This is a genomic window from Nocardiopsis sp. CA-288880 (assembly GCF_050955985.1).
Lineage (GTDB): Bacteria > Actinomycetota > Actinomycetes > Streptosporangiales > Streptosporangiaceae > Nocardiopsis > Nocardiopsis tropica.
This window is the reverse complement of sequence record NZ_CP192105.1, coordinates 5,354,360-5,379,658: the sequence shown is the minus strand read 5'-3', so window position 1 is coordinate 5,379,658 and position 25,299 is coordinate 5,354,360. Positions and strand designations below refer to the sequence as shown.

Sequence of the window (25,299 nt, the reverse complement as noted above, 5' to 3'; positions counted from 1 at the left end):
GCCCCATGCCGACCCCGCCCCCCGCCCCCTCCAGGAGGGCCCCCGCCGTGCTGGCCGCCCTCGCGGCCCTCTCCCTGACCCTCAGCGCGTGCGCAGACCCCGAGGAGGGAGCCGCCGCGGCGGACGGGGCCGGGGAGGAGAGCCCCTTCAACCTCACCCCCGACCAGGACCGGGTCCGGGCGGAGGCCGTTCCCGAGATCGCCGCGCTCGTCCCCGACGGGGTCCGGGAGTCCGGTGAGCTGAACGTGGGCCACTCCAGCGGCGGGGCGCCGCCCCTGACGTTCTACGCCGACGACGACGAGACCGTCATCGGGGTGGAGACCGACGTCGCCCAGCTCGTCGCCGACGTCCTGGACCTGGAGTACGTCCCCGAGGCGACCGGCTGGGAGAACCTCTTCCTCTCCGTGGAGAGCGGACGGTTCGACGCCGCGTTCTCCAACGTCACCGTCACCGAGGAGCGCAAGGACCTCTACGACTTCGCCACCTACCGGGTGGACACCGTCTCCTTCGAGAGCAGCGTCGACAGCGGCATCGGGGAGGTCGCCGGGCCCGAGGACGTCGCAGGACTCTCGGTCGCGGTCAGCTCCGGCACCAACCAGGAGGAGATCCTCCTGCGCTGGGACGAGCAGAACCGGGAGGCGGGACTGGAGCCCCTCGACCTCCAGTACTACGAGAACTCGAGCGACTACTACCTCGCCCTCCGGTCCGGGCGCATCGACCTCTACCTCGGCCCCACGCCCAGCGCCGCGTACCACGTCGAGGTCGCCGGGGAGACCGAGATCGTCGGCACCGTCTCCGGCGGCGGTGAGATCAGGGCCGAGATCGCCGCGATGACCCTCAAGGACAACGGCCTCGTCGCGGCGCTGGAAGCCGCCCTCGACCACGTCATCGAGGGCGGCGAGTACCAGGAGGCGCTGGAGCGCTGGGCCGTCGGCGGCGAGGCCGTCACCGAGTCCGAGACCAACCCGCCCGGCCTTCCCAGGAGCTGAACCATGCCCTACCCACTGCACATCGGCGCCTCCCTCGACGGCGTGGAGGACCCGTTCGACCTCGCCTCGTACGCCGGGGCGGCGCGCCTCGCCGAGGAGGCCGCCCTCGACTTCGTGGCGCTGGACGACTCCCTCACCGGGGCCGACCGGCCCGACGCCCTCCTCACCCTGGCCGCCGTCGCCCCGCTGACCGGCCGGATCGGCCTGGTGCCGACGGTCACCACCACCCACACCGAGCCGTTCCACGTGGCCAAGGCGGTGGCCTCCCTGGACCACGCGAGCCTGGGGCGGGCGGGCTGGCGGGTGGAGGTGTCGCGCACGGAGGCCGACGCCCGGGCCGTCGGGCGCCGGGAGACCGCCCCGGACGCCGCGCTCTGGGCGGAGGCGGAGGCGGTCGCCGACGTCGCGTCGCGGCTCTGGGACAGCTGGCAGGACGACGCGGAGATCCGCGACACCGCCACCGGGAGGTTCGTCGACAGGGAGAGGCTGCACTACGTGGACTTCGAGGGCCCGGGCTGGAGCGTGCGCGGCCCCTCGATCACCCCGCGCCCGCCCCAGGGGCACCCGCTGGTCGTGGTGCGCGCCGACGGCGAACCGTCGCTGCGCGCGGCCGCGACCACCGCCGACGTGGTGCTCGTGGCCCCCGCCACCCTGGGCGGGGCCCGCACGTCCCGGGCCCGGGTGCGCGAGGCGGTGGCGGAGGCGGGGCGCGACCCGGAACGGGTGTCGGTGCTGGCCGACGTGAACGTCTTCCTCGACCCGGGCCGGCCCGGACCCGCCCGGGCGCTGCCGGGGCTGACCCACACCGGCTCCCCGGGGGCGCTGGCCGAGACCCTCCTGGAGTGGGGGCGGGTCGTGGACGGGTTCACGGTCAGGCCCTCCTCGGCCGCCGCGGACCTGCCCGTGTTCGCGGAGCGGGTGCTGCCGCTGCTGCGGGAGTCGGGTGCGTTCCGGGCGGAGTACGCCGAGGACACCCTGAGGGCCCGCTTCGGCCTGCCCCGTCCCGCCAACCGCTACGCGCCCGCGTGAGCGGGGCGGGGCCCGGGGGCGGCGAGGCGGACGCACACCGGTACGGGATGGGACTGGAACTCGGGGTGAGCCCGATCCCGCCGCCGCGGGAGCCGGAGGCCTGCGCGGGGAAGGGGACCGCGCCCCCGGCCGGGGCGCAGGTCCCGGGCCGCGGGAGGGCCCGGCGCCTCCGGCGCGGCCGGGGCGCGGGGACGACCGCTGGGGCGGGAACGGCGCAGACGGATGAAGGAGAACGCGATGGGCGGCAGTGAGTCCGAGGTCCGGCAGGTGCGGCTGGTCGCGCACTTCCCGGGCGTGAACAACACGACGGTGTGGAGCGACCCGGCGTCGCTGAGCCAGATCGACTTCTCCTCGTTCGAGCACCTGGCGCGCACCGCCGAACGGGGACGGTTCGACTACCTCTTCCTGGCCGAGGGGCTGCGCCTGCGGGAGCACCAGGGACTGATCCACGACCTCGACGTGGTGGGGCGGCCGGACACGCTCACGGTCCTCGCCGCACTGGCGTCGGTGACCGACCACCTCGGGCTGGCGGGCACCCTCAGCACCACCTACAACGAGCCCTACGAGCTCGCCCGCCAGCTCGCCACCCTGGACCACCTGAGCGGGGGACGCGCCGCGTGGAACGCGGTGACCTCCTCCGACGCGTTCACCGGCGAGAACTTCCGGCGCGGCGGCTACCTCGACCACGCCGACCGCTACGAGCGGGCCTCCTCGTTCGTGCGCGCCGTCCGCGCGTTCTGGGACGCGGCGGGCGAGGGCGCCGACGGCACGGGGGCCGGCACGGCCCGCCACCACGACCGGTTCTTCGACATCGAGGCGCGGCCCACCCTGCCGCGGGCGCCGCAGGGGCAGCCGGTCGTCATCCAGGCGGGGGACTCCCCGCAGGGGCGGGACTTCGCGGCGGCCTCGGCCGACGTCGTCTTCTCCCGGCACGGCGGGTTCGAGGAGGGCAAGGCGTTCTACGCCGACGTGAAGCGGCGGGTGGGGGCCCACGGGCGCGATCCGGAGTCGCTGCTGATCATGCCCGCCGTCACGTACACGGTCGGCGACACCGCGGCCGAGGCCGACGAGAAGGCGCTGCACATCCGCTACCAGCAGGTGAGCGGGCAGACCGCGATCCGGTTCCTGGAATCGGTCTGGGGCAGGGACCTGTCCGACCACGACCCGGAGGGTCCGCTGCCGGACGCCGACCCGGTGGTCGGGGACACCGGCATCACCCGGGGCCGCACCAGGCTGGTCCGCGACCCCGCGGCCACGGTGCGCGAGTGGAGGGAGCTGGCCGAGGCCAAGCGGCTGAACATCCGCGACCTGGTCGTGGAGGTGTCCGCGCGCCAGACGTTCGTGGGCACCCCGGAGTCGGTGGCCGCGGACATCATCACGCACGTGCGCGAACGCGCGAGTGACGGGTTCGTGCTGGTCCCGCACATCACCCCGGGAGGGCTGGACGAGTTCGTGGACCGCGTCGTGCCCCTGCTCCAGGAGCGCCGTGCTCTGCGCGCCGAGTACACCGGTGCGACGCTCCGCGAGAACCTGGGGCTCCCGCCCCGCTGACCCCGCGCTCCCCGCGGCGGTGTCCGCACCGGGTGGGGAGACCGCCCGAAGCCCCTCCGGGCCGTGCGCGCACCCTTCGCCCGCGCGCCGCCCGGAGGCCTTCCGTGCCTCGCCCCGGGAGCACCGCCTCCGTGCCGGGGCGGGGGGAACCGCTCTTACCTGTCGGCGGAGCGGTGGCTGACGACCGTGCCCTCCAGGGGAGGTCCGGTCGGCGCCGCGGCGTGCGCCACGGCCCGCAGGGGCGCGGCCTGCCGGGGAGACGGGCCGGAGCCCGCGTCCTCGGCGCCGCCGGACCCGGAGTCCGCGTCCGCGCCGGACTGCCCGCCGGTGTCGGTGGCCTTGAGCTCCGTCTTCAGGATGCGTGCGCTGCGCCCCAGCGAGCGGGCGAGGGCGGGCAGACGCTTCGCGCCGAACAGCAGGAGCGCGATGACGAGCAGGACCAGGATCTCGCGTGCTCCGATACCCATGTGTGGCTCCTCAGGTGGGTTCCCGTAGTACCGATGCGCCCTGCCGCGGCAGGGCGCGGGTCCGGGCGTGACGGATCGATGTTAGACCCGTCTCCGCCGGTCGCGGCGCCGGGGGCGTCCTGTGGTCCCGCCGGGGCGCCTCCCGCCGTCCTGTTCGCCGGCCGCCGGGGTCCGGGCGGCCCGTGCCCGGTCGCGGCTGTGGGCGCGGGCGCGCTCCCACGGCCGCGCGTGCCCGGGCCCCGCCCGTCAGCCCCGGCGCTCCCCGCCCACCCGGCGGTCGCTGCGGCGGGGGAGGGGCGGGGCGTGGCCGGCGCGGTGCTCGACGACGGAGTCCACCAGGAGGTGGAGCCGGTCGCGGTGGACGTAGCGCCAGGTGCCGTCGCGGTCCTGGTAGCCCCAGCTGAAGCCGTTCTTGAGGCCGATGGAGACGTTGCCCAGGTAGGCGGGCCCCACCAGGGCCCGGTCGACCTCGGCCCCGGGGGTCCAGGGGAAGCGCCGCCACTCGACGGTGAAGGCGAGCCCCCTCAGGTCCATGAAGGCCTCTGCCGCCCTGGCGAACACGTCCGTGTTCAGGTTCGTTCGGTCCATGTCCCCAGCATCGTGGAGAATCCCCCCGCCGCACCAGCGATAGGAATTTCTCCCTGTCCGTGTGGTCGAATGTGCACCACGGTGCTTCAATTTCCACCATGGGTGCAAATATTTTCGGGACATCTCTGCGTAAGGCGCGTGAATTGAACGGCTACACGCAGCGCCAGTTGGCCCAGAGGCTCGGTTCCGGTGTCGCCGCCTCGACCCTGTCCCGGTGGGAGAGCGGCAAGGCGCGCCCCCGCCAGGACAGGGTGAAGCAGCTGAGCGACCTGCTCGGCGGCAACGGGGTGCTGCTGCGGGAGTGGCGCCTGGAGGTGGCCGGGGCGGAGATCCCGTCGTTCATGCGGTCCCTGGGGGACCTGGAGAACGAGGCGGTGACGATCGACACGGTCACGGTGTCGGTCGTTCCGGGGCTGGTGCAGTGCCTGTCCTATGCGCGCGAGGTGTTCCGTGCGGGGCGTCCGACCGAGTCGGACGATGAAATAGAGCGTTTGTCGCAATTGCGGGTGAGGAGGTACGAGGCGCTGGTCGGAAGGAACAATCCTCTGATCACCGCCGTTTTTCCGCAGTTCGCACTGGAATGGATGCCGGAAGCGGTCAGGAAGGAGCAGGCGGAGTCGCTCCTGCACATGGTGGCGCGAGGCCGGACATCCGTACAGGTGTTCCCCAATGGCTCCCTGTACCTTGCATCGGTTGCTCCGGTCCAGGTGTACAGGTTGCGCGACGGGACGATCATTGCGTCCTCGGACCACGGAGGGGGGAACTTCGTGCACCAGGAGCCCTCCGAGACGGCCGTCCTGGAGAGGAAGGTCCGCGACGCGCTGAGCATGGCACTTCCCGTGAGCCACACGGTCGAGTTCCTGCGGGGGATGCTGTGAACGCCTGGCACAAGTCCACCTACTCCGAGAGCGGGTCCCACTGCGTGGAGGCCCGTGAGCACGAGAGCGGGGCCGACGTGCGCGACGCCCGCAACCGGGAGGCGGGGTTCCTGTCCTTTCCCGCCGACGAGTGGCGGGTGTTCCTCGGCTGCTCGCAGGCGGCCCGGCAGCGGGTCTGAGGCGGCCCGCGGCCCGGCCGCGCGACGCCCGGCGCCGGTCGCGGGGAGGCCCGGCGGACGGGGTCAGCCGACGACGCGGCGCAGCTCCCCGCGGCAGTGCCGGTAGACCTCGACCGGGTCCTGGGTTCCGCCGCCCGCGGAGATCTCGCCCCACCGCTCCCAGCTCGTGCGCCACACCGCCACGGCCACCTCGGCGACCAGCAGCACGGCCACCGGGTCGTGCTCCCCGACCTGCTCGGCGACGCGTGCCCTCAGCCGTGCGGCCAAGTCCTTCTCCTGGGAGGCCGCGAGCGCCCGGAGGTCGGGTTCGCGCGCGAGGAGCCGGGCGAGGCGGCGGTGCTCCTCCAGTCCGGGGTCGTTCTCCCGTCCCATCGCGCTCTCCGCGGCGGACTCGATGGCGCGCAGCACGGCCGCGGGCTCGGGGTCGGACGCCTCCAGGCCGTCGATCACACCGAGCAGCCGGTGCTGGCCGGGCAGGCCCGCCTGCTCCTTGGACTCGAAGTGCCGGAAGAAGGTGCGGGAGGAGACGCCCGCCCGCTCGGCGATCTGCTGGACGGTCGTCTCCCGGACCCCCTGCTCCTCGAACAGCGCGAGCGCCGCCTCGTGGATCTCCTGGCGCGTGGTGAGGCGCCTCCTGGCGCGCAGGTCGCGGGGGACGTCGTCGTTCATGCGGTCCTTCCTAGCACACGCGCCCGCGGTGACGATGCGCACACCGAGTCATGTCAGCTTACGACAACTTGGCGCATTGTGACACTATCTCGGGGTTTGCCGACGAGAAGAAGGTGCCCATGACGCACGTCCGAAACCGGGACGAACCCCCGGCTGCCGAGCCCCTCTCACCGGAGGGGGGAGGCCCGCGGCCGACCGCGCGGATCGCGCCGGTCATCGCCGTCCTGGCGGTCTCCGCGCTGCTGATGATCCTCAACGAGACCGTCCTCAGCGTGGTGCTGCCCCAGCTCATGCAGGAGTTCCGTGTCGAGGCCACCACCGTGCAGTGGCTGACCACCGGGTTCATGCTGACCATGGCCGTGGTCATCCCGACCACGGGCTACCTGCTCCAGCGGTTCACCACGCGCGCCCTGTTCACGGCCGCCGTCCTGCTCTTCCTCGCCGGAACCGCGATGGCGGCCGCGGCCCCGGGCTTCACCGCCATGCTGCTGGCCCGGGTGGTCCAGGCGTGCGGGACCGCGATCATCCTGCCCCTGCTCATGACCACCACCCTCACGTCCGTGCCGGTCGCCCACCGGGGCACCGTCATGGGCCTGAACTCCGTGGTCATCTCCGTGGCCCCGGCCATCGGACCCACGGTCTCCGGTGTCGTCGCCGACTCCCTGGGCTGGCGCTGGGTGTTCGGCCTGATGCTGGTGATCGGCGTGGTCACGCTGGTGCTCGGGCTCGTGTTCATCAGGGTGGCCGACGAGACCCGCCGGGCGCCGCTGGACCTGCTCTCCGTCGTGCTCTCGGTGGTCGGCTTCGGCGGACTGGTGTACGGTCTGGCCTCCGTGGGCGCCGCGGTCGCGGGGGCCTGGCAGCCGCCGGCGGCACTGGCGGTCGGCGTCGCGGCCCTCGCGCTGTTCACGGTGCGCCAGGTGCGCCTGCAGCGGAGCGGATCGGCCCTGCTGGACCTGCGCCCGTTCGCCGTCCACAACTTCCGGGTCTCCCTGGTGATCGTCGTCGTCTGCATGGCGACGATGCTGGGCACCGTCGTGGTGCTGCCGATCTACCTCCAGACCGCGCTGGGCCTCAGCATGCTCACGACCGGGCTCCTCCTCCTGCCGGGCGGCCTGGTCCAGGGCGTCCTGTCACCGCTCATCGGCCGGATCTACGACAGTGTCGGACCGCGCCCCCTGGTCGTCCCGGGCGCCCTCCTGCTGTGCGGCGGCCAGTGGTGGCTGGGCACGGTGGGGGCCGACACCTCCGCCGGACTCGTGGTCGCCATGCACGTGGTGTTCTGCGTCGGCATGGCCATGCTGATGACACCGCTGATGACCCTGTCCCTCGGAGCGCTGCCGCGCAGCCTCTACGGGCACGGGAGCGCGATCATGAACACCCTCCAGCAGTTGGCCGGAGCGGCCGGCACGGCCCTGCTCGTCGCCGCCATGTCGATCGGCGCGGCGGCCGCGGCGGGCCTCGGCGGAGCCGGGGCGCAGGCGGTCGGCACACAGGACGCGTTCGTCATCGGCGGCTGCCTCGGCCTCGTCGCGGTGGTGTGCGCCCCGTTCGTGCGGCGCCTCGGCCGGGACGGCGACCGGGAGGGAGCCGACGCCTGACCCGTGTCGCACCCGCGCCCCGGGCGGAGGCCGGGCCCGGCCTCCGCCCGGGGCGGGCGCCGCCCGGCACGGGGCGCACGGGGCCGGGAACGCGCCCCGGGGGAGCGCGGAGCGCGGCCCGGCGGCGGCCGGTATGCCCTCCCACCTGAGGAGATGCGATACTTCCGTGATGCACGACACTCCCGCGCCACTCGATCCCCGGGCCCAGCGCGCGGTCGTCGACCTGCTGGCCCGGGTGGAGTCGGGCGACCAGCTCTCCGCCGAGGACGTGCGCTCGCTCCTGGGGCCCGTGGGAGAAGGGGTGGTCGTCCGCGCGCAGCGGGCGGCCGCCGGGTTCGGCAGGCTGCGGCGCCGCGACGGCGAGCTGTCCGCCCTCATCGCCAGCACACGCGACCTGGTCGAGGTCCGCGACGTGCAGGCCCTGCTGCGCAAACTCGTGGACCGCGCCCACGACCTGGTCAGCACCGACGTCACCTACCTCTCCGTCTACGACGAGAGCACCGACGAGCTGTTCGTCCGCGCGAGCCGCGGCACGGTCTCCCCGCGCTTCCAGGGGCTGCGCGTCCCCGCGGGGATGGGCATCGCCAGCCGGGTGGTGCGCACCCGGTCGCCCCAGTGGACGGCCGACTACGGCGCGGAGCACGACCTCGACCGCGACCCCGAGATCGACGCCGCCGTGGGTGAGGAGCGCCTGCGGTCCCTGCTCGGTGTGCCGATGGCCGCCAACGGCGAGGTGCTCGGCGTCCTCTTCGCCGCGGACAGGTCCACACGCTCCTTCGCCAGCGACGAGATCGCGCTGCTGTCGGCCTTCGCCGACCACGCCGCGGTCATCCTGCACACCGCCCGGCTGTTCTCGGCGGTGACCGACGCCGCCGACCGCGCCGAGGACGCCCAGTCCCGCGCCGAGCGCCACCTGGAGGCCATGAACGCCTCCGCCCGCGTCCACGAGCGGCTCACCGCCCTGGTGCTGTCCGGCCACGGCCCCCGCGAGGTCGCGGCCACGCTCGCCGAGTCCCTGGGGCGGCCCGTCGCCATCGCCGACCGGGAGCTGCGGCCGGTGGCCGCGACCGCCGAGGGGGGCGGTCGCTGGTGGACGCGGGGACGGCTGTCGGCCCCGGCGGTGCGGGCCGCCGAGCGCAGCCGGGCCTCGGGCCACTGCGCCCCGGTCGGCGCCGAGGGCCTGGACGTCGTCGCCGCCGCGATCGCGGGCTCGGAGCTGCTGGGCCTGCTGCTCGTGGGCGTCGGCCCGGCCCCGCTCACCGACGTGGAGCGCCGCACCATCGAGCGCTCGGGGCAGATCGTGGCCCTGCTGACCATGCAGCGCGAGGCCCTGACCGACGCGGAGGAGCGGGTGCGGGGCGAACTCGCCCTGGACCTGGTCTCGGGATCGGCCGACATGGACGCGCTGGAGCGGCGGGCCGCCGCACGCGGAATCGTCCTCGACCAGCCCTGGTCGGGGGTGGTGGTGCCGGTCCCCGACCGGGCGCGCCACCCGCTGCTGCGCACGCTGTCCGCCGCCAGCCGCAGGTGGCTGGTCGCGGCCCAGGGGGAGGGCGTGGCGGTGCTGGTCCCCGGGGGCGACCCCGGCGAGGCGGCCCGCCAGGTCCGCCGCAGCCGGGGCGCGCGGGAGGAGGGGCCCATGCTCGCGGTCGCCTCCCGGGTCAGCGGCCCGGCCGGCATCGGCGCGGCCCTCGCCGAGGCGTGGGAGTGCGCCGGCCTCCTGCCCGCGCTGGGCGTGTCCGACGGGGCGCACGAGGCCGACGAGTACGCCCCCTACCTGGCGATGTTCGGCACCGACGGCGTCCGGGCGCTCGCCTTCGTCGACCGGATGATCGGCCCCGTCGTCGACTGGGACCGCGAGCACCGCACCGAGCTGGCCGCGACCATCGCCGCCTACGCCGACGGCGGCGGCAGCGTCTCCCGTGCCGCACGGGCCCTGTACGTGCACCCCAACACCGTCAAGCAGCGCCTGGAGAGGGTGACCGCCCTGCTCGGACCGGACTGGAGGTCCCCCGACCCGATGTTCCGGGTGGGCGTCGCCGCGCGCCTCCACCGGCTGCGCACTGCAGGAAACAGACATGTGAACGCGGCCCCCGTTGTCTGAACCGGACATGTCGTCCGTGTGACGTTCGCTGCTTACATGGACCCGACAGCAGTGACGCACCGCACACCGGTGCCCGTTCCACGGGGGAAGCACGCAGTGGCTCAGAACAGCAGGTTGACCGGGTTCCGCACGCTCACGGTCCAGGAGCGCCGGGAGGCCGTGGCGAGGGAGAGCGGCGTGGAGCCCGCCGTGTTCGACGCCCTGGAGCCGGGCGGGCTGGGCGTGGAGGCCGCCGAGCACATGATCGAGAACGTCGTCGGGGTCATGGGCATCCCCGTCGGCATCGCCACCAACGTGACCGTCAACGGGCGGGACGTGCTGGTGCCGATGGCCACCGAGGAGCCGTCCGTGGTCGCGGCGGCGAGCAACGCCGCCCGGATCGCCCGGGTGCGGGGCGGCTTCACCACCAGCAGCACCGGACCCGTCATGCAGGCCCAGGTGCAGGTCGTGGACGTCGTCGACCCGGCCGGGGCCCGGCTGCGGGTGCTGGAGGCCCGCGACGAGCTGATCGCCCTCGCCGCCGAGCAGGACCCCAAGCTCGCCGAGGTGGGGGGCGGGGTCCTGGACCTGGTCGTGCGCACCGTCGAGGCGCCCGGCGCCACCTACGTCGTCGCGCACCTGGTCGTGGACGTGCGCGACGCCATGGGCGCCAACGCCGTCAACACCATGGCCGAGGCCGTGGCCCCGCGCCTGGCGGAGATCGCGGGCGGCCGGGCCGTGCTGCGCATCCTCACCAACAAGGCCGACCTGCGGCTGAGCCGGGCCCGCGCCGTCCTGGACGCCGAAGCCCTCGGCGGGGCCGAGATCGTGGACGACATGATCCACGCCTACCGGCTCGCCGCCGCCGACCCGTACCGGGCCGCCACCCACAACAAGGGCATCATGAACGGCGTGTCCGCCGTGGTCCTGGCCACCGGGAACGACACCCGCGCGGTCGAGGCGGGCGCCCACTCCCACGCCGTGAACGCCGACGGCGTCTACTCCTCGCTGTCCACCTTCGAGAAGAACGCGGACGGCGACATCGTGGCCACCCTGGAGCTGCCGATGCCGGTCGGCCTGGTCGGCGGGGCGACCCGCTCCCACCCGGCCGCGCGCGCGGCCATCGCCGTCACGGAGGTGACCACGGCCCGGGAACTGGGCGAGCTCGTCACCGCGGTCGGCCTCGCCCAGAACATCGCCGCCGTGCGCGCCCTGGCGGGCGAGGGCATCCAGCGGGGGCACATGTCCCTGCACGCGAAGAACATCGCCATCGCCGTCGGCGCCGCCGGCGGCGAGGTGGACCGGGTCGTGGCGGTCCTGATCTCGGAGAAGGCCTTCCGGCACGACCGCGCCGAGGCCGTCCTGGCCGAGATCCGGAGCCGGTGACGCACCGGACCCCGTGCCGGGGCGCGGCAGCCGCCGCCCCCGCGCGCCCCCACCCGGCGCGGCGCCCGGGGCCGCAGGGCCCTCCGCGCGTCCGCCACCCTCAGTGAACGGAACCAACCATGTCCAACCTCCTGGAGATCTGGGGCGACACCGTCGACTCCCGGCACACGCTCGGCGCGATCGCGCTCGGCGTGGGCATCGCCACCCCCCTCTACCTGGTCGCCGACCTCTTCTTCTCCCGCGGCTCCGGCGACGACTCCCTGTCCGGGTCCTACGCCCTGCTCGTGGGCCTGGCCGGCTGCCTGATCGCCGGGTTCGTCGGCGCCCGCCTCTTCGCGCCCAAGCGCGTGGTCACCGAGCAGCAGTCCTCCCGCGAGGGCCGCGCGGAGGCGATGGACGCCATCGAGGCCGAGTACGGGCCCCTGGGCGACCCCGGCGAGCTGCCCGGCCCCGTCCAGGACGAGATCCGCGCGCTGGGCCTGTACGAGGACCTGCGCGCGCAGCACGAGCGCCGCGGCGGGACGGTGGCCGAATGAGCCCCGAACTGCTCACCGACGCCGCCTGGGCCCTGGGCATGGGCCTGGTCGGCGCGATGGTCTTCGCGCTGATCGGACTGGTCTCGGGCACCGACGAGACCGCGACGGTGGCGCCGCTGACCCTGCTCGTGGTGCTGCTGGGCGTCCCCGCGCCCGGGGTGTTCACGTTCTTCATGGCGGGGATCGTCGCCAAGCACATCACGCACGCCATCCCCACCACGCTGCTGGGCATCCCCGGCGACACCATGGCGGTGCCGATGCTCAGGGACGCGCAGATGCTGCGCGAACTCGGGGTGCCGCACATCGCGCTGCGCAAGGCCATCTCGGGCGGTGTGGTCGCCGCGTTCATCTCGGTGCCGCTGGCGGTGCTGTTCGCCTGGCTGCTCAGCCCCTTCGCCGACACCATCGGCAGGGCGGCGCCGTGGATCTTCGTGGCCGCGGCCGTGCTCATCGCCTACACCTCCAAGGGCCGCCTGGCCTCCGTGCTGGCGCTGGTGCCGTTCGTGCTGCTGGTCGTGGGCCTCCAGGCCTTCGTCACGAACACCACCGGGACGTCCCTGTCGATCAGCTTCTTCCTGGGCATCGCGACCGGCCCGCTGATCGCCGACCTGCTCATGGCGCTGTCGCCGTCGGGGCGCGCCTCGCTGCGCCGGGAGGCGCCGCGCACCTTCGACCTGGCCCCTGACACCCGGACCTGGAAGGGGCGGCTGCCCAACCCGCTGAAGGTGCTGGACCGCAAGCAGCTGGGGTACACGAGCGCGGCGGCCGGCGTCTCCAGCGCGACGTTCGTGTTCTCCCCGGTGGCCATGACCGTGCTGATGGGCGAGATCGCCGGCGCGCGCATCAAGAACGGCTACCACCGGCTGACCTCGGTGATGTCGGTGCGCAACGGCACGACCGAGTCCACCTACATCGCCGAGACGCTGATCCCGCTGATCGCGCTGGGCCTGCCGCTCTCGCCGATGGCCGCCGGCCCGGCCGCGCCGCTGTTCAACGCGCCGCCCGTGTACACGGTGGACACCGAGACCGGTGCCACGAACAACCTGCACGACCTGCTGTCGGGCGGCGAGTTCCTGGTGTACGGGCTGCTGGGCGTGGCGCTGGCGTCGGCCGTGGCGTACCCCTTCGCGATGACCTACGCGCACCGCGCCGCCTCGTTCGTGATGCGCAAGGTCTCCCACGAGGCGATCATCGGCGCCTTCGCCGGTCTGATCATGGTGATCTGCCTGTACGAGGGCGGGCTGCTCGCGGTCGGGGTGACCCTCACGGTCGGCCTGGTCGGAGGGCTCCTGAACAAGTTCCTCAACATGCACACGGGTGTGCAGTTCATGGGCTTCTACGTGGCGGTCCTGACCGTCCCGGCCCTGCTGGCCCTGGTTGGCTGAGGGGTTCGTTCCGCAGGCCCCGGTCGCGATCGCGCGGCCGGGGCCCGCGCATGCCCGGCTGTGGGCCCCGCCGTGCTAGATCCTGGCGCCGATGGCCCCGGCGGCGCGTGAGATCTCGGGCAGGAGGGCCAGGAGCTCCTCCGGAGTGGTCGTCTCCGCGGTCGTCACCAGGTTGATGGCCGCCGCCGCGCCGCCGTCGTGGCCGGGGACCGGCCGGGTGAGGCTGAGCGCACCGAGCTCGCGTTCGGACTCGGCCAGGTGGTAGCCGGTCTCCCTGATGCGGTCGAGCTCCGCGCGCAGGTCGTCCGGGGTCTGCACCCGTCCGTCCGCGAGGCGGGCGTCGGGCAGGTCCGCGAGGTAGTCGTCGAGTTCCGCGTCGTCGTCGTGCGCGAGGAGGACCTTGCCGCCGCCGAGGTCCAGCGGGACCCGCCGCCCGATGGGGAACTGGTAGCGCAGGGGGTCCACCCCGTCCACGCGTGCGACGAGGATGCGTTCGGGCCCGGAGCGCACGAAGAGTGACGAGGTCAGCCCGGTCGAGGCCGACAGCTCGGTCAGGATCGGCGTCGCGACCGTGCTGAGCCGGTCGTTGACGACGAACGCGTGGGCGAGTGACAGGATCACCGGGCCGAGCGAGTACCCGAGGCCGTCCTGCTGGATGTAGCCGCGCCGCACGAGCTGGTTGACGGTCCGCTGGGTCGTGGCCAGGTGGAGGTCGCTCTCCCTGGCGATCTCGCTGAGCCGGAGCGGCCCGCGCGCACGCTCCAGGCACTCCAGGACGTCCAGGGCCCGGTCGAGCGTGCGTCCCTGGTTCCCGGTCCCGGTCGGGGCTCCCATACTCGCTGTCCCCAGCCCTTCCGTTGCGATTCCGGCTTGTCCCGGGGGCCGTTCCGACGCCTTCGTGAGGGCCGCGGCCCCGGCGGGCACGGCGGTTCCGCCGCTCGGTCCTCGCTCCCAAGGTAGCGGACGGGTTTCCGCCGGGTTGACAGCGTGAAGCGTCGCAGGTCACACTTCCTCTCAATTGGTAATAGTAACTATCACTGAATGATAGAAGGTGTGACGATGAAGGTCGCCGTCCTCGGGTTGGGCGAAGCCGGATCCACCTACGCCACGGCGTTCGCGGCGGCGGGTTGGGAGGTCTCGGGCTACGACCCGGGCGAGACGCCCACCCCCGCCGGAACGGGGCGGGCCGCCTCCACCGCCGACGCCGTCGCGGGAGCCGACCTGGTCCTCGGGCTCACCACGGCGGCGCACGCGGTCGCGGCCGCCGAGGCGGCCCGCCCCGCACTGCGCGCCGACGCGGTCTACGTGGACCTCAACGCCTCCTCGCCGGAGACCAAGACCCGCGTCGCGGAGGCCCTCGGCGCGTCCGCGCGGGTCGTGGACGGGGCGATCATCGGATCGGTGCTGGTGCTCGGCGCCAGGGCCAAGGTGCTCCTGTCCGGCGCGGCCTCCGGCGACGCGGTGCGCCTGCTGGGCGCGGTCGACGCCGGGACCGAGCCCATCGGCGGCGAGGTCGGCGACGCCACGCGCCGCAAACTGCTGCGCAGCGTCTTCATGAAGGGCCTGGGGGCCCTCATCACCGAGGCCGTGGACGCCGGCGCCGCCGCGGGCGAGGAGGCCTGGGTGCGCGAGCAGATCGCCGACGCCCTGTCCGAGGGCCCGGCCGCCCTGGACCGCCTGAACAAGGGCACCCGCCTGCACGCCCTGCGCAGGTCCGGTGAGCTCCGGGCCAGCATCGACCTCCTCGCCGGACTGGGCGTCGACGCCCCGGTCAGCGCCGGAGCCGCCGACCGCCACCTGGCGCTGGCCCGCCGCGCCCAGGACGACACCCGGGCCCTGGCCGACGCGTTCGCCGGGATCCCCACCGCCGCCATCGGCGACGGCCGCGACCGCCTCGGCTTCGTCGCCCCCCACATCCGGTCGGTGTGGCCCGGCGCCCGTGTCGCGGGGCGCGCGCTCACCGTCCTGACGCGGCCCGGCGACAACCGGGCCCTGCACCGGGCTCTCGGCCGGGCCCTCCCCGGGGACGTCCTGGTGGTCAACGGCGGAGGGGACCGCTCCCGCGCGCTGCTGGGCGAGCTCATCGCCGAGCGCGCCCTCAACCGCGGCATCCGCGGCATGGTGGTCGACGGGGCGGTCCGCGACGTCGACGAGCTCCGCGACCTCGGCTTCCCCGTCTGGGCGGCCGGGGTCTCCCCGGCAGGGCCCTACAAGGACGGCCCCGGCCACGTCGGCGTGCCGATCGCGGTGGGCGGCGCCGTCTGCGCCACCGGGGACATCGTCGTCGCCGACGGCGACGGCGTGTTCGTCGTCCCGCGTCTGGAGGCCGAGCAGGCCCTCCGCGCCGCACAGGCCGTCGTCGAGGACGAGGCGCGCCGCCGCGACGCCATCCGCGGTGAACGCGGATGAGACGCCGCCCCGGCCCGTCCGCCGTGCCCCTCCCCGCCGCCGCGAGTCCGGCCCTCCCCGTCGCCGGAGCCCTCTCCGCGGCCCTCCCGGTTCCCGCGGTGTCCGAGGCCCCCACGGCCCTCGGCGGCTCCGCGGCCCCCACGGCCCTCGCCGGTGCGGAGCCTGCCGGGACCGGCCGCCACCAGCACCAGCCCGCCCCACCCCCGAAGGTCGCACCATGCCCACCGCACTCCTAGCCCTCGCGGCCTTCATCGCCGTGATCATCGTCTGGAACGTCGTGTTCAAGAGGAACATGGGCGAGGCGATGCTCCTCGGGATGATCACCACCGCGCTCTTCGCCGGAGCGCAGGCCCCCGCCTACCTGCTGGGCGGGCTCGCCGACGCCCTCACCCACGACGTGCTCTACGCCGCCCTGGCGTTCGTGTTCATGGCCCACCTGATCGACGTCACGGGTCTCATCCAGAAGATCCTGGCCATCCTCAACTCGGTCTTCGGGCGCATCCGCGGCGGCCCCGCGTTCATCGACACGGCGGGGTCGGCGGTCTTCGGCTCCCTCTCGGGGTCCAACTCCGCCAACACCGCCTCCAGCGGCTCCTTCACCGGGCCGTGGATGGTGCGCACCGGGTGGACGCCCACCCGCGCCGCGACGGTCCTCGCGGGCAACGGGGGCATGGGCGCCGCCCTGCCGCCCAGCGCGTCCATGGTCATCATGGTCGGGTTCGCCGGCGGCATGGTCACCACGGGCCAGGTCTACCTGGCCCTGCTCACGGCCGGCGCCTACCAGATCCTGCTCAGGATCGGCCTGGTCATGTACTTCGTCCGCAGGGACGGCATCCCCAAGGCCGACAGGCACGACCTCGTCCCCCTGCGCACGTCGCTCAGGGAGGGCGCGGGCGCGCTGTCGATCTTCCTGGGCGCCCTCATCCCCATCGTCGTCACGATCGGCCCCGTGGCCGACTTCCTCGCGACGTCCACCCCCGTCGGCGACGCACTGGGCGAGATCTCCCTGCTGACCTGGATCCCGATCATGATCATCGGGTTCTCCCTCGTCGCGGGGCGCGACCGGCTGCCCGGGAACCTCCGGGGCTGGTCGGCGCTGCTCGACGGAGCCATGCCCAAGTTCGCCACCATCGGCGCGCTGCTGTTCTTCGCGATCGCGGCCAGCGAGATCCTCGGCCGGCTGGGGCTCGCCGGGGACGTCAACGCGCTGCTCGCGGACCTGCCGGTCAACCGCTTCCTGCTCGTCGCCGTGGTCGGCCTGGTGGTGGCACTGGTCGCCGGGCCGCTCTCGTCCACGGCGACCCTCACGGCGGTGGGCCAGATCTCCTTCCTGGCCCTGGTGGGCGTGGGCGTGGACCCGCTCCTCGCGGTCGTCGCCATCCTCGTGTTCGCCTCCACGGAGGGGGCGTCCCCACCGGCCTCCGGGTCGATCTTCGTGGCGGCGGGCCTGACTGGGGCGCGCCCCGAGAGCACGTTCCTGCCGCTGATCGCGTACTACATGATCCCGATCTTCCTCATCGGCTGCCTCATCGGATGGGGCTTCCTACCGGTCCTGGGGGGCTGAACATGACCGCCGTCAAGTCTCGGGCGTTCACCGTCGTCCGCGCGCTCTTCAAGCTCGGGCTCCTGGCCTGCTTCGCCCTCGGGAGCCTCCTCGTCCTCGGCCAGCTGGCCGGGGTGGTGGCCCAGCGGCCGGACTGGATCACCGCCAGCTCCACGTGGCTGTTCGTGCCGACGGTCACCGCCGCCGCGGTGTTCGGGGTCCTCGGATACATCGGCAACTACCTGGCGCCCGAACCGGCCGAGGGGGGCGAGTAGGCACGACGGCCGGGGCGGGCGGGTCGGGTCGGGTCGTTCCCGCCCGCGCGCCGTGTCGGGCTTGTCCCCCCGTGGAGGCGCGTCCCGCGCTGCGGGCCCTCCCCGGGGCCGTGGAGCGTCGTACCCGAGGAGGGGCCCGTACGGGCGGGGACCGCATGCGGATCGGTGAGGTCGCCGAGCGCACGGGGCCGCCGCTGCGTACGATCCGCGGCTACGGGGAGGCCGGGCTGGTGGAGCCGTCGGCGTGGTCGTGGCCACGCACAATCCGGCCCCGGGCGTGGTCGTGTCGATGGCGACCCTCGCCGGAGGGGCCGCCGTGCGGGCGGGTGTCACCAGCGTGCCGGACCCCGAGGGCGGCACACGCGTGGACTCGGTCGACGGCGAGGTCTCCTCCGCCTCCACCGGGGCGCTGGTCGACCGGTTCGACCGCACCGAGGAGGGGGCGGAGAAGGTCGTGGCGGACATGAGCGGGGCCCACGTGTGGGACTCCTCGGCGGTCGCCGCTCCGGACCAGGTGAGCGAACGCTTCCGCGAACACGGCGTGGGCGTGGAAGTGGAGACCACCGGGCTCGACCGGCCCGGCGCGCACCTGCACCGGGAGCTGTCGGGCCAGCTCCCCGCCGGGCACCGACCGGGCCCCGGAAGACGGACCCGTCCCGGGGCGGCGGCGCCCCCGGGACGGATCTGCGGGGGCGCTGCCGGACGGGCCGACGGTGTGGGTAACCTCGTGGACGTGGCCACGGCAACCGCGACGACGATGAGGCCGCTCTGGACCAGGGCGGCCCTCGTCGTGCTGTCGGCCCTGGGCCTCGTGGCCGTCCTGCTGTGCCATCCGCACGCGGCTCCGTCCGAGGCCTCCGTCGCCTCCCCGCCTGCGGCGGGCGGGACGGCCGCACACGCGGCCCTCGTCCCCGACGCACCGCACGCCGACGGGCACGGCACCTGTGACGAGGACGCGGACGTCGTGGCCGACCAGCGCGGCGGGTCCCTCTCCGCGTCCGCCCTGCTGGGCCTCGGCGTCTTCGCGCTCGCCGGCCCGCTCCTCCCCGCGCCGCGCCCGGTCGGCGGCCACCGTCCGCCGCGGCGCCGCCGGGGGCTGCCCCTCGCGGGCACGAGAGCACTCGTGTCCCTGTGCGTCCGCCGGGTGTAGACCGGCCGACCGGCAGCACCTCCGAGCACGCGCGCCCGCGCGTCCGCCCACGGCCCCTCACGTCCTGAGGGGCGCCGGGCCGACGCGCCCGGCCGCGCCCCGGGCGCCGCCCCTCCGGACCTCCGCCGACCCCGGCGCCGGTGCGGTGTCCGCGGCGCCCGCTCCGGAGGCGCCGCCGCCCCCGGCCCGCGGCCCGCGCCGCGCAGGCCCCGACGACGCCTTCCGTCCCGCAGCGCTCCACGGAGCGCGCCACCCCATGACGAGGCCGACATGGACGACCACCGTGCCCGAGGACCGCGCGGAGCACGCCGCAGAGCGAGGCCGGCGTGACCGCGCCCGACCCGGACCGCCGGAACACGCCGAGAACCCCTGCCGGGGCCCGGCGGCGGTCGGCGGCGCGCCCGCGACCGAGGCCCGCCCGGCTGCGGCTCCTGCTGACGGCCGCGCTCGTGCTGGGCGTGGGCGCGATGCACACGCTCGGGCACGTGTCCGAGGGCCACCACGGCGGCGGACCCGCGCCGACGGCCGTGGCCGCGTGGCAGGGCGGTGCCGCCGACACCGACGCCTCCCCGGCGGCCGCCGTCCCGGAGCGGGCGGCGCCCGGCCCCGGCGCCGCCGAGCCCCCGCCCACGGACCCCGCGCTCATGTGCCTGGCGGTCCTCGGCCTGGCGGCCGTCCTCCTGGGGGTCGCCGCGGTGGCGTTCGCCCGGTGGCCCGGAGCGCCCTCGCACACACCGCCGTCGGTCCGGCGGTCGTCCGGGCCCCTGCGCCGGCCCCCCGACCCGCCCTCTCTCGCCCGGTTGCAGGTGCTCCGCATATAGGAGCCCAGCGGACGGCGCCCGCCGAACCCGGTGCGCCGTCCGGCCGACACCCCTGCAGCGACGCCGCGCCGGCCCGGTCCGGGCGCGCGGCGACAGGACCACACGGAAGAGAGAAGGACCGACCATGACCGAGAACAAGCGCACCCTCGCCTCGGCGGCGGCCGCGGTCGCCGCAGCCCTGCTCCTGGCCTCGTGCGGCGGGACCGGCGACGGCCCGGCGCCGGAGGCGGCCGACCAGGGCGCCGCCGCGTTCAACGGGGCGGACGTGGAGTTCGCCCGGATGATGATCCCGCACCACCGCCAGGCCGTGGAGATGTCGGAGCTGGCCCGGACGCGGGCCGGTGAGGACGTCCGCGCGCTGGCGGAGGAGATCGAGGCGGCCCAGGGGCCGGAGATCGACAGGATGAACGGCCTGCTGGAGTCGTGGGGCGAGGACACCGGCGACACCGGCGCCGGGGACCACGCGGGCATGGACGGCATGCTGTCGCAGGAGCAGATGGCCGAGCTGGAGCAGGCCGAGGGCGAGGCCTTCGACACCCTGTTCCTGGAGCTGATGGTCCTCCACCACGAGGGGGCCGTCGCGATGGCCGAGACGGAGCTGGAGGAGGGCGCCGACCCCGGGGCCCGGGAGCTGGCGCGGGAGATCGTCGACGCGCAGCGGTCCGAGATCGAGCTGATGGACACCATGCTCGGCGGCGCCGGTGGCGGCGACCGGGACGAGTCCTCCGGGAGCGGGGAGCACGGCGGTCACTGACCGCGTCCACGCGGGCGCCGGGCGACCGGCCCGGCGCCCGATCGGCCTTCGGAGGAATCGGTGGGAAGAGTGAGTACGAGTCAGAGGCGGCTGTCGGCCGCGGCCGCGACGGCGGTCCTGGCGGTGATGGCGGCCGGGTGCGCGGCGGAGGGGCAGGAGGGGGCCGACCGGTCGTCCGGGGCGGGCGCGGCGGGCGTCGCGCTGCCCGGGGAGGTGTCGCACGTGCACGCCGTGGACGTCGACCCCGAGAGCGGCGACATCCTGGTCGCCACCCACGAGGGCCTCTACGTCCTGCCCGCTCCGGGCGAGGGGGAGGGGGCCGCCGAGGCGCGCGGGGTCGGTCCGGCCATCGACCTGATGGGCTTCGCGGTCGCCGGACCGGGGCGCTACGTGGCGAGCGGACACCCCGGTCCGGGGGTGGACATGCCCGACCCGGTGGGCCTGATCGAGTCCCGCGACGGCGGGTCGACCTGGCAGGCGCTGTCGAGGGCGGGGCGGTCGGACTTCCACGCCCTGGCCGCGACGCCCGACAGGGTGGTCGGGTTCGACGGCGCCCTGCGCGCGACGGAGGACGGCACCACGTGGGAGGAGCTCGACGAGGGCGTCGAACCGTTCTCCCTGGGAGTGGCCGACGACGGCCGGACCGTCGTGGCGACCACGCGGGGCGGGCTGGTGCGCTCGACCGACGGCGGGTCCGGGTTCTCCGCCGTCGACGGGGCGCCGCTGCTGGCGCTGGTCGACTGGGTCCCGGGGACGGTCACCGTCCTCGGGGTGGCGCCGGACGGCGGCGTCCACCGCAGTGAGGACGCCGGCGCGTCGTGGGAGCCGGCCGGACGGATCGACGGCGGGGCGCAGGCGCTCCACGCCGACGCCGACCAGGTCGTCGCGGTGGCCGGCGACCGGGTGGTCCGGTCCACCGACGGCGGTTCCGTCTTCGGTTCCTGGTGAGGGCAGGGGGCCGCGGTCGCACCCATGGCGGCCGCGGCCCCCGGTCCCTCTGCGGCCCCGTCCCCCGCGACCGGGGGCAGCCCCGCCGGTCGCGTCCGCGACGTGCTCGGATGCCGCCCCGGCCCCCGCGGCCGGGGTCGGTTCTCCGGGACGGCCGGGTCCGGGGCCGGTGGGGCCCTCCGGGACGGCCCGGCCCCGGAGGGCCCGCGCCCTGTGCGGGAGGAGCGGCCGCGGGCCGGGGCCCGCGGCCGCTCCCTACAGGTACAGGCCCGCGCCCGTCCACGCGGTCCCGTGCCCGGGCAGGCCGGCGGGCACGTCCTCCGGGGCGAGCGTGCGCAGCACGTCCCCGTCGCCCAGGTCCAGCCCCGCCACCCGCTCCGCCTGGGCGCGAGCCGTCCGCTCGAAGAGGTCCTCCGCCAGGCGGGCGTTGGACGGGGACTCCGGCCGCCCGCGCAGCAGCAGCCCGCGCACGGCCCCGGCGGTCCCCGGGGCCAGGCGGAACCCCGCCTCCCGGGCGAGCCCGGAGAACACCTCCGCCAGGTCCTCCTCGGACAGGTCGGCGAAGCGCAGCCTCCGCGTGAACAGCGCGTCGAGCTCCGGACGCGCCTCCAGCAGGCCCGGCAGCCCCTCCGCGGAGCCGGACACGACCACCATCAGGTCGTGCCGGTGCACACCCGCCAGGCGCACGAGTTCCCGCACCGACTCGTCCACCGACGCGTCGGCGCCGGGTCTGGCCAGCACCGTGTGCGCCTCCGCCAGGAACAGCACCCCGCCCAGCGCCGACCGCACCGCCGACGCGGTCAGCTGTGCGCTCTGCCCGGGCATCGCCCCCAGCAGTTCCTCCCGTCCCACCCGCACCACATGTCCCGACGACAGCAGCCCACGGCGGCCGCACACCGCTCCGGCGAGCTCGGCGAACGTCGCCCGCCCGGTACCCGCGGGACCGAGGAGCGCCATGTGGTCGATCGCGCCCGACACGGTGATCCCCGCCGAGCGGCGGGCCTCCTCCACCCCGGCCCGCGCGTCCAGCGCGCGCAGCTCCCGCCGGGCCGCCTCCTGGCCGACGAGCCGCTCGGCGGAGGCCAGGGGGTCCTCCTGCGCGGGGGCGCCGATCCGGGAGCCCGCAGTCAGGGGGAGGTCGGAGGGCAGCAGCTCGCGCAACTCGTCGGCCGACCGCTTCCGGCCGTCGGTGATGCGCTCGGCCTGCAGGGCGGTCGCACGCTCCAGGAGGTTGCGCACCAGCCGCGCGTTGCCGAACGCGTGGTCGCGCCCCGTGGCCCGCAGCAGGCGGCGCACCCGTTCGGCCGTGCCCGCGCCGAGCGCGAACCCGGCCTCGCGAGCCATGACCCCGAAGATCTCCGCGAGCTCGTCGTCGGTGTAGTCGGGGAAGGAGAGGTGACGTGGGAACCGCGACGCCAGGCCGGGGTTGGAGGAGAGGAACCGCGCCATCTCCTCCGGGTACCCGGCCACCACCACGACGAGGTCGTCGCGGTGGTCCTCCACCAGGCGCAGCAGCGTCGCGACCGCCTCGGCCCCGTAGTCGTTGGTCGAGGTCGAGGAGGTGAGCGCGTACGCCTCGTCGACGAACAGCACCCCGCCCAGCGCGCCGCGCACCACACGCTCCACCTTCGGCGCCGTCTGCCCGATGTACTCGCCCACCAGGTCGCCGCGCGAGACGTCCACCAGGTGCCCGGACGACAGCAGGCCCAGTTTCGCGTAGACCGCGCCGAGCATCCGGGCGACCATCGTCTTGGCCGTGCCCGGGCTGCCGGTGAACACCATGTGCCGTGCCGGCGCGGACACCGGGACCCCGGAGGCGGCGCGCAGCCGGTCGGCCTCGGCCTCGGCCGCGTACAGCCGCACCTCCCGCTTGACCGCCTCCAGGCCGACGAGCGCGTCCAGCTCGGCCAGCGGGTCCTCCGGAACCTTCGACGTCCCCCGTCCGACGGGGACCGCGGCGACCGACTCCGGGTTCTCGGGCAGGTCCTCGGCCAGCAGGCGGCGCAGCCGGTCGGTCTCGCCGTCCGAGGCGTCGGAGCCCGCCCCCAGACCCGCCGGAGAACCGGCGGGCGAGGCCGCCACCCGGACCGCCTGCCGCGACAGGGCGCGGTCCAGCAGGATCCGGGCCGTGCGGGCACCGGCGGAACCGCGGCCGCGCGCGAGGCGTTCCAGCAGCCTCCCGGCCCTGGCCAAGGTTTCGGGGTCGGCCTCCAGGCCCCCGTCCTCCACCATGGCGGCGAAGATCGCGGTGAGCTCCCCGCCGGTCGGATCACCGAACGACAGCCGTCGGCCGATCCGGGCGGCCAGCCGCGGGTGGGCCGACAGCAGGCGGCCGAGGGACTGCTCGGTGTCGGCGAACACCACCACCAGTTCGTCGGCGTGCTCGTCCATCTTGCGCGCCAGCGCCGCCAGCGCGTCGGCGCCCGGGTTGCGCCCGCTCTCGGACCCGGCCAGCGCCGCCGCCTCGTCCACGAGCAGCACCCCGCCCAGGGCGCCGCGCACCACCTGCGCGACCCGCTCGGCCACGCCGCCGGAGTGGTCGGCCACCAGGTCGGCCCGGCCCACCTCGGTCACCCGGCCCGTGCGCAGCAGTCCCGCGTCCGCGTAGAGCGACCCGATGATCCCGGCCACCGTGGACCTGCCCGTGCCGGGGGCCCCGGCGAACACCATGTGCCTGCCGGGGGCGGCGACCGACAGCCCGGCGTGCGCCCGGCGGCGCGCGGTCTCGGCCTCGGCGGCCACGGCCCGGACCTCCCGCTTGACCTCCTCCAGGCCGACCAGCGCGTCCAACCGCTCCAGCGGGGTGGGGCCGAGGGCCGGGTCCGCGGTGCGCGGCCGCGCGGCCTGCTCCGGCCCGTCCGCGCCGGGCAGCCCCGGAACGGTCACGGGCGTGCTCGGCGGTCGGCAGTAGCGGCGCAGGTCGGTCTGGAACCCGCTGACCGGAAGGGGGCTGCTGAACCGGTTGGACTTGCGCACCTCGTTGCCGCTGGAGCTCAGGGCCAGCGCGCAGCGCGTGCCCATGTCCAGCCAGGTCCGGCAGGCGTCGGCCTCCCCGGCCACGACGCCCTGCCACAGCCAGGTGCGCACCCGGTCCTGCCACGCGGACAGGTCGAACGCCTTCCTGCGTTCGGCGAAGTCCGCCGACAGCTCCCGGTACTCGCCGGGGCCGAGGAGGGAGCCGGTCATCGGCGGCAGGCCGTACAGGCGCAGGCCCAGGCACAGGTCCACCAGGGTGTCGGACAGCGACGGGACGTCGTGTGCGACCGCGGCCAGCCGCGCGTGAGCGGGGGCGAACCTCTCGTGGGCCCAGGCCAGGAACCGCGCGGGCGGCGCGAACTCGGGGATGCGCGGGAAGTGCTCGGCGTCGATCGCCGCCGCCCAGGCGGTCCGCAGGTCGCGGGGGCTCGCCGACATGTCGAACTCCAGGTCGGCGGGGTGCGCGGCACGCCGGTCGAGCAGGTCCCGCCAGGCCCGGCGGCGCTCCTCCCAGGGCTCGACGCCCTCGGCCGCGTCCAGGACGTCGCCGATGAGGGCGAAGGCGGTGCGGCGGTGCTCCCGCTCCTTGGCCACCTCGATCAGGCCGTAGCACGGCGGCATGGTCAGGGTGTCCAGGAGCCACTGGTGGGACTGCGACCTCAGGTCGTCCACGGTGGAGTGGCGGCCGATGAGGATGGAGGGCATGCGCGAGCTGCTGCCGCCGACGACCCGCAGCGGCCCCTGGAGGGTGACCAGGTGGTCGACGACGTCGCCCCGGAGGCGCTTGTGCCGCTGCTGCTCCGTGCCGGAGGGCTGCCCCGGCGGGAACTCCCGGCCGCGCGGGTCCTCGATGACCAGGTCGAACAGCTCCACGAGTTCGTCGACGAGCCGGTTCGGCACCCGCCACGGCCCGTACTCGTAGATGTCGAGGACGGGTTCGTCGGTGAGCAGCAGTTCCAGGTGCTCGGGCAGGCGGATCGCCGACACACGGACTCCTTCGGGGGAGGGGGCGGGACAGGCGTTGACGCCGTGTGAGGATACGGTCCTGGTTACCGGGGACGACAGACATTTTCCGCCTGTGC

The 25,299-nt window shown here is 75.0% G+C and carries 21 protein-coding genes and 2 pseudogenes; 18 read left to right on the top strand and 5 right to left on the bottom strand.

Going from position 1 to position 25,299, the window contains the following annotated elements; genetic code table 11:
- Positions 1-5 precede the first annotated feature (5 nt).
- From ACQPYD_RS23280 to ACQPYD_RS23270, 3 genes are all read left to right on the top strand, one after another.
- Positions 6-989, top strand: coding sequence for an ABC transporter substrate-binding protein (locus tag ACQPYD_RS23280; RefSeq protein ID WP_433697690.1), 984 nt, complete (start codon positions 6-8; stop codon positions 987-989).
- A 3-nt stretch (positions 990-992) separates the two neighbouring features.
- Complete coding sequence (locus tag ACQPYD_RS23275; protein ID WP_433697689.1) at positions 993-2,018, top strand: LLM class flavin-dependent oxidoreductase; 1,026 nt, start codon at positions 993-995, stop codon at positions 2,016-2,018.
- A 237-nt stretch (positions 2,019-2,255) separates the two neighbouring features.
- Positions 2,256-3,569, top strand: coding sequence for an NtaA/DmoA family FMN-dependent monooxygenase (locus ACQPYD_RS23270; RefSeq protein ID WP_433697688.1), 1,314 nt, complete (start codon positions 2,256-2,258; stop codon positions 3,567-3,569).
- 155 nt (positions 3,570-3,724) lie between these two features.
- On the opposite strand, the gene ACQPYD_RS23265 is transcribed toward ACQPYD_RS23270, so the two are convergent.
- On the bottom strand, positions 3,725-4,036 hold the full coding sequence (locus tag ACQPYD_RS23265; RefSeq protein WP_433697687.1) for a twin-arginine translocase TatA/TatE family subunit: 312 nt from the start codon (positions 4,034-4,036) through the stop codon (positions 3,725-3,727).
- A gap of 246 nt (positions 4,037-4,282) precedes the next feature.
- Entirely contained in the window at positions 4,283-4,624 is a 342-nt protein-coding gene (locus ACQPYD_RS23260; RefSeq protein WP_433697686.1) for a hypothetical protein, read from the bottom strand.
- Between the two features lie 143 nt (positions 4,625-4,767).
- Between ACQPYD_RS23260 and ACQPYD_RS23255 the strand changes: the two genes are divergently transcribed.
- Both ACQPYD_RS23255 and ACQPYD_RS23250 read left to right on the top strand, forming a co-directional pair.
- Entirely contained in the window at positions 4,768-5,502 is a 735-nt protein-coding gene (locus ACQPYD_RS23255; protein ID WP_433697685.1) for a helix-turn-helix domain-containing protein, read from the top strand.
- Positions 5,499-5,681 (top strand): DUF397 domain-containing protein, encoded by a 183-nt coding sequence (locus ACQPYD_RS23250; RefSeq protein ID WP_433697684.1) that lies wholly within the window; start codon positions 5,499-5,501, stop codon positions 5,679-5,681. Before ACQPYD_RS23255 ends, ACQPYD_RS23250 begins: the two co-directional genes overlap by 4 nt.
- Positions 5,682-5,744: 63 nt before the next feature.
- Here the strand turns inward: ACQPYD_RS23250 and ACQPYD_RS23245 are convergent, their stop codons facing one another.
- Positions 5,745-6,350, bottom strand: coding sequence for a TetR/AcrR family transcriptional regulator (locus ACQPYD_RS23245; RefSeq protein WP_433697683.1), 606 nt, complete (start codon positions 6,348-6,350; stop codon positions 5,745-5,747).
- 119 nt (positions 6,351-6,469) lie between these two features.
- Between ACQPYD_RS23245 and ACQPYD_RS23240 the strand changes: the two genes are divergently transcribed.
- The 5 genes from ACQPYD_RS23240 (at position 6,470) to ACQPYD_RS23220 (ending at position 13,341) form a co-directional block, all read left to right on the top strand.
- Positions 6,470-7,951 (top strand): DHA2 family efflux MFS transporter permease subunit, encoded by a 1,482-nt coding sequence (locus ACQPYD_RS23240; protein ID WP_433697682.1) that lies wholly within the window; start codon positions 6,470-6,472, stop codon positions 7,949-7,951.
- 169 nt (positions 7,952-8,120) lie between these two features.
- Positions 8,121-10,055, top strand: coding sequence for a helix-turn-helix domain-containing protein (locus tag ACQPYD_RS23235; RefSeq protein ID WP_433697681.1), 1,935 nt, complete (start codon positions 8,121-8,123; stop codon positions 10,053-10,055).
- 96 nt (positions 10,056-10,151) lie between these two features.
- A complete protein-coding gene (locus ACQPYD_RS23230) occupies positions 10,152-11,420 on the top strand; it encodes a hydroxymethylglutaryl-CoA reductase, degradative (protein ID WP_433697680.1) in 1,269 nt (422 codons plus the stop codon).
- Between the two features lie 119 nt (positions 11,421-11,539).
- Positions 11,540-11,956, top strand: a complete 417-nt coding sequence (locus tag ACQPYD_RS23225; RefSeq protein ID WP_433697679.1) for a hypothetical protein — start codon at positions 11,540-11,542, stop codon at positions 11,954-11,956.
- The gene (locus ACQPYD_RS23220) at positions 11,953-13,341 is read left to right on the top strand and encodes a tripartite tricarboxylate transporter permease (RefSeq protein WP_344178708.1); all 1,389 of its coding nucleotides are present in this window, start codon (positions 11,953-11,955) and stop codon (positions 13,339-13,341) included. Before ACQPYD_RS23225 ends, ACQPYD_RS23220 begins: the two co-directional genes overlap by 4 nt.
- 75 nt (positions 13,342-13,416) lie before the next feature.
- On the opposite strand, the gene ACQPYD_RS23215 is transcribed toward ACQPYD_RS23220, so the two are convergent.
- On the bottom strand, positions 13,417-14,175 hold the full coding sequence (locus ACQPYD_RS23215; RefSeq protein WP_433697678.1) for an IclR family transcriptional regulator: 759 nt from the start codon (positions 14,173-14,175) through the stop codon (positions 13,417-13,419).
- A 207-nt stretch (positions 14,176-14,382) separates the two neighbouring features.
- Between ACQPYD_RS23215 and ACQPYD_RS23210 the strand changes: the two genes are divergently transcribed.
- The 8 genes and pseudogenes from ACQPYD_RS23210 to ACQPYD_RS23175 all read left to right on the top strand — a co-directional run bounded on the left by ACQPYD_RS23210 (position 14,383) and on the right by ACQPYD_RS23175 (position 21,241).
- A complete protein-coding gene (locus ACQPYD_RS23210) occupies positions 14,383-15,750 on the top strand; it encodes an NAD(P)-binding domain-containing protein (RefSeq protein WP_433697677.1) in 1,368 nt (455 codons plus the stop codon).
- 217 nt (positions 15,751-15,967) lie between these two features.
- Positions 15,968-17,314, top strand: coding sequence for a TRAP transporter large permease subunit (locus ACQPYD_RS23205; protein WP_433697676.1), 1,347 nt, complete (start codon positions 15,968-15,970; stop codon positions 17,312-17,314).
- Positions 17,315-17,316: 2 nt separating this feature from the next.
- Positions 17,317-17,568, top strand: coding sequence for a hypothetical protein (locus ACQPYD_RS23200; RefSeq protein ID WP_267945641.1), 252 nt, complete (start codon positions 17,317-17,319; stop codon positions 17,566-17,568).
- A 155-nt stretch (positions 17,569-17,723) separates the two neighbouring features.
- Positions 17,724-17,819, top strand: a pseudogene (locus ACQPYD_RS23195) (MerR family transcriptional regulator); the annotation flags it as partial.
- Positions 17,807-18,196, top strand: a pseudogene (locus ACQPYD_RS23190) (STAS domain-containing protein); the annotation flags it as partial. The pseudogenes ACQPYD_RS23195 and ACQPYD_RS23190, both read left to right, overlap by 13 nt.
- Before the next feature lie 848 nt (positions 18,197-19,044).
- Entirely contained in the window at positions 19,045-19,539 is a 495-nt protein-coding gene (locus ACQPYD_RS23185; RefSeq protein ID WP_433697675.1) for a DUF6153 family protein, read from the top strand.
- A gap of 124 nt (positions 19,540-19,663) precedes the next feature.
- Complete coding sequence (locus ACQPYD_RS23180; protein ID WP_433697674.1) at positions 19,664-20,293, top strand: DUF305 domain-containing protein; 630 nt, start codon at positions 19,664-19,666, stop codon at positions 20,291-20,293.
- A 69-nt stretch (positions 20,294-20,362) separates the two neighbouring features.
- Positions 20,363-21,241: a F510_1955 family glycosylhydrolase gene (locus ACQPYD_RS23175; RefSeq protein ID WP_433697673.1), complete on the top strand. Its 879-nt coding sequence runs from the start codon at positions 20,363-20,365 to the stop codon at positions 21,239-21,241.
- A gap of 255 nt (positions 21,242-21,496) precedes the next feature.
- Here the strand turns inward: ACQPYD_RS23175 and ACQPYD_RS23170 are convergent, their stop codons facing one another.
- Positions 21,497-25,204 (bottom strand): AAA family ATPase, encoded by a 3,708-nt coding sequence (locus ACQPYD_RS23170; RefSeq protein WP_433697672.1) that lies wholly within the window; start codon positions 25,202-25,204, stop codon positions 21,497-21,499.
- Positions 25,205-25,299: the final 95 nt, after the last annotated feature.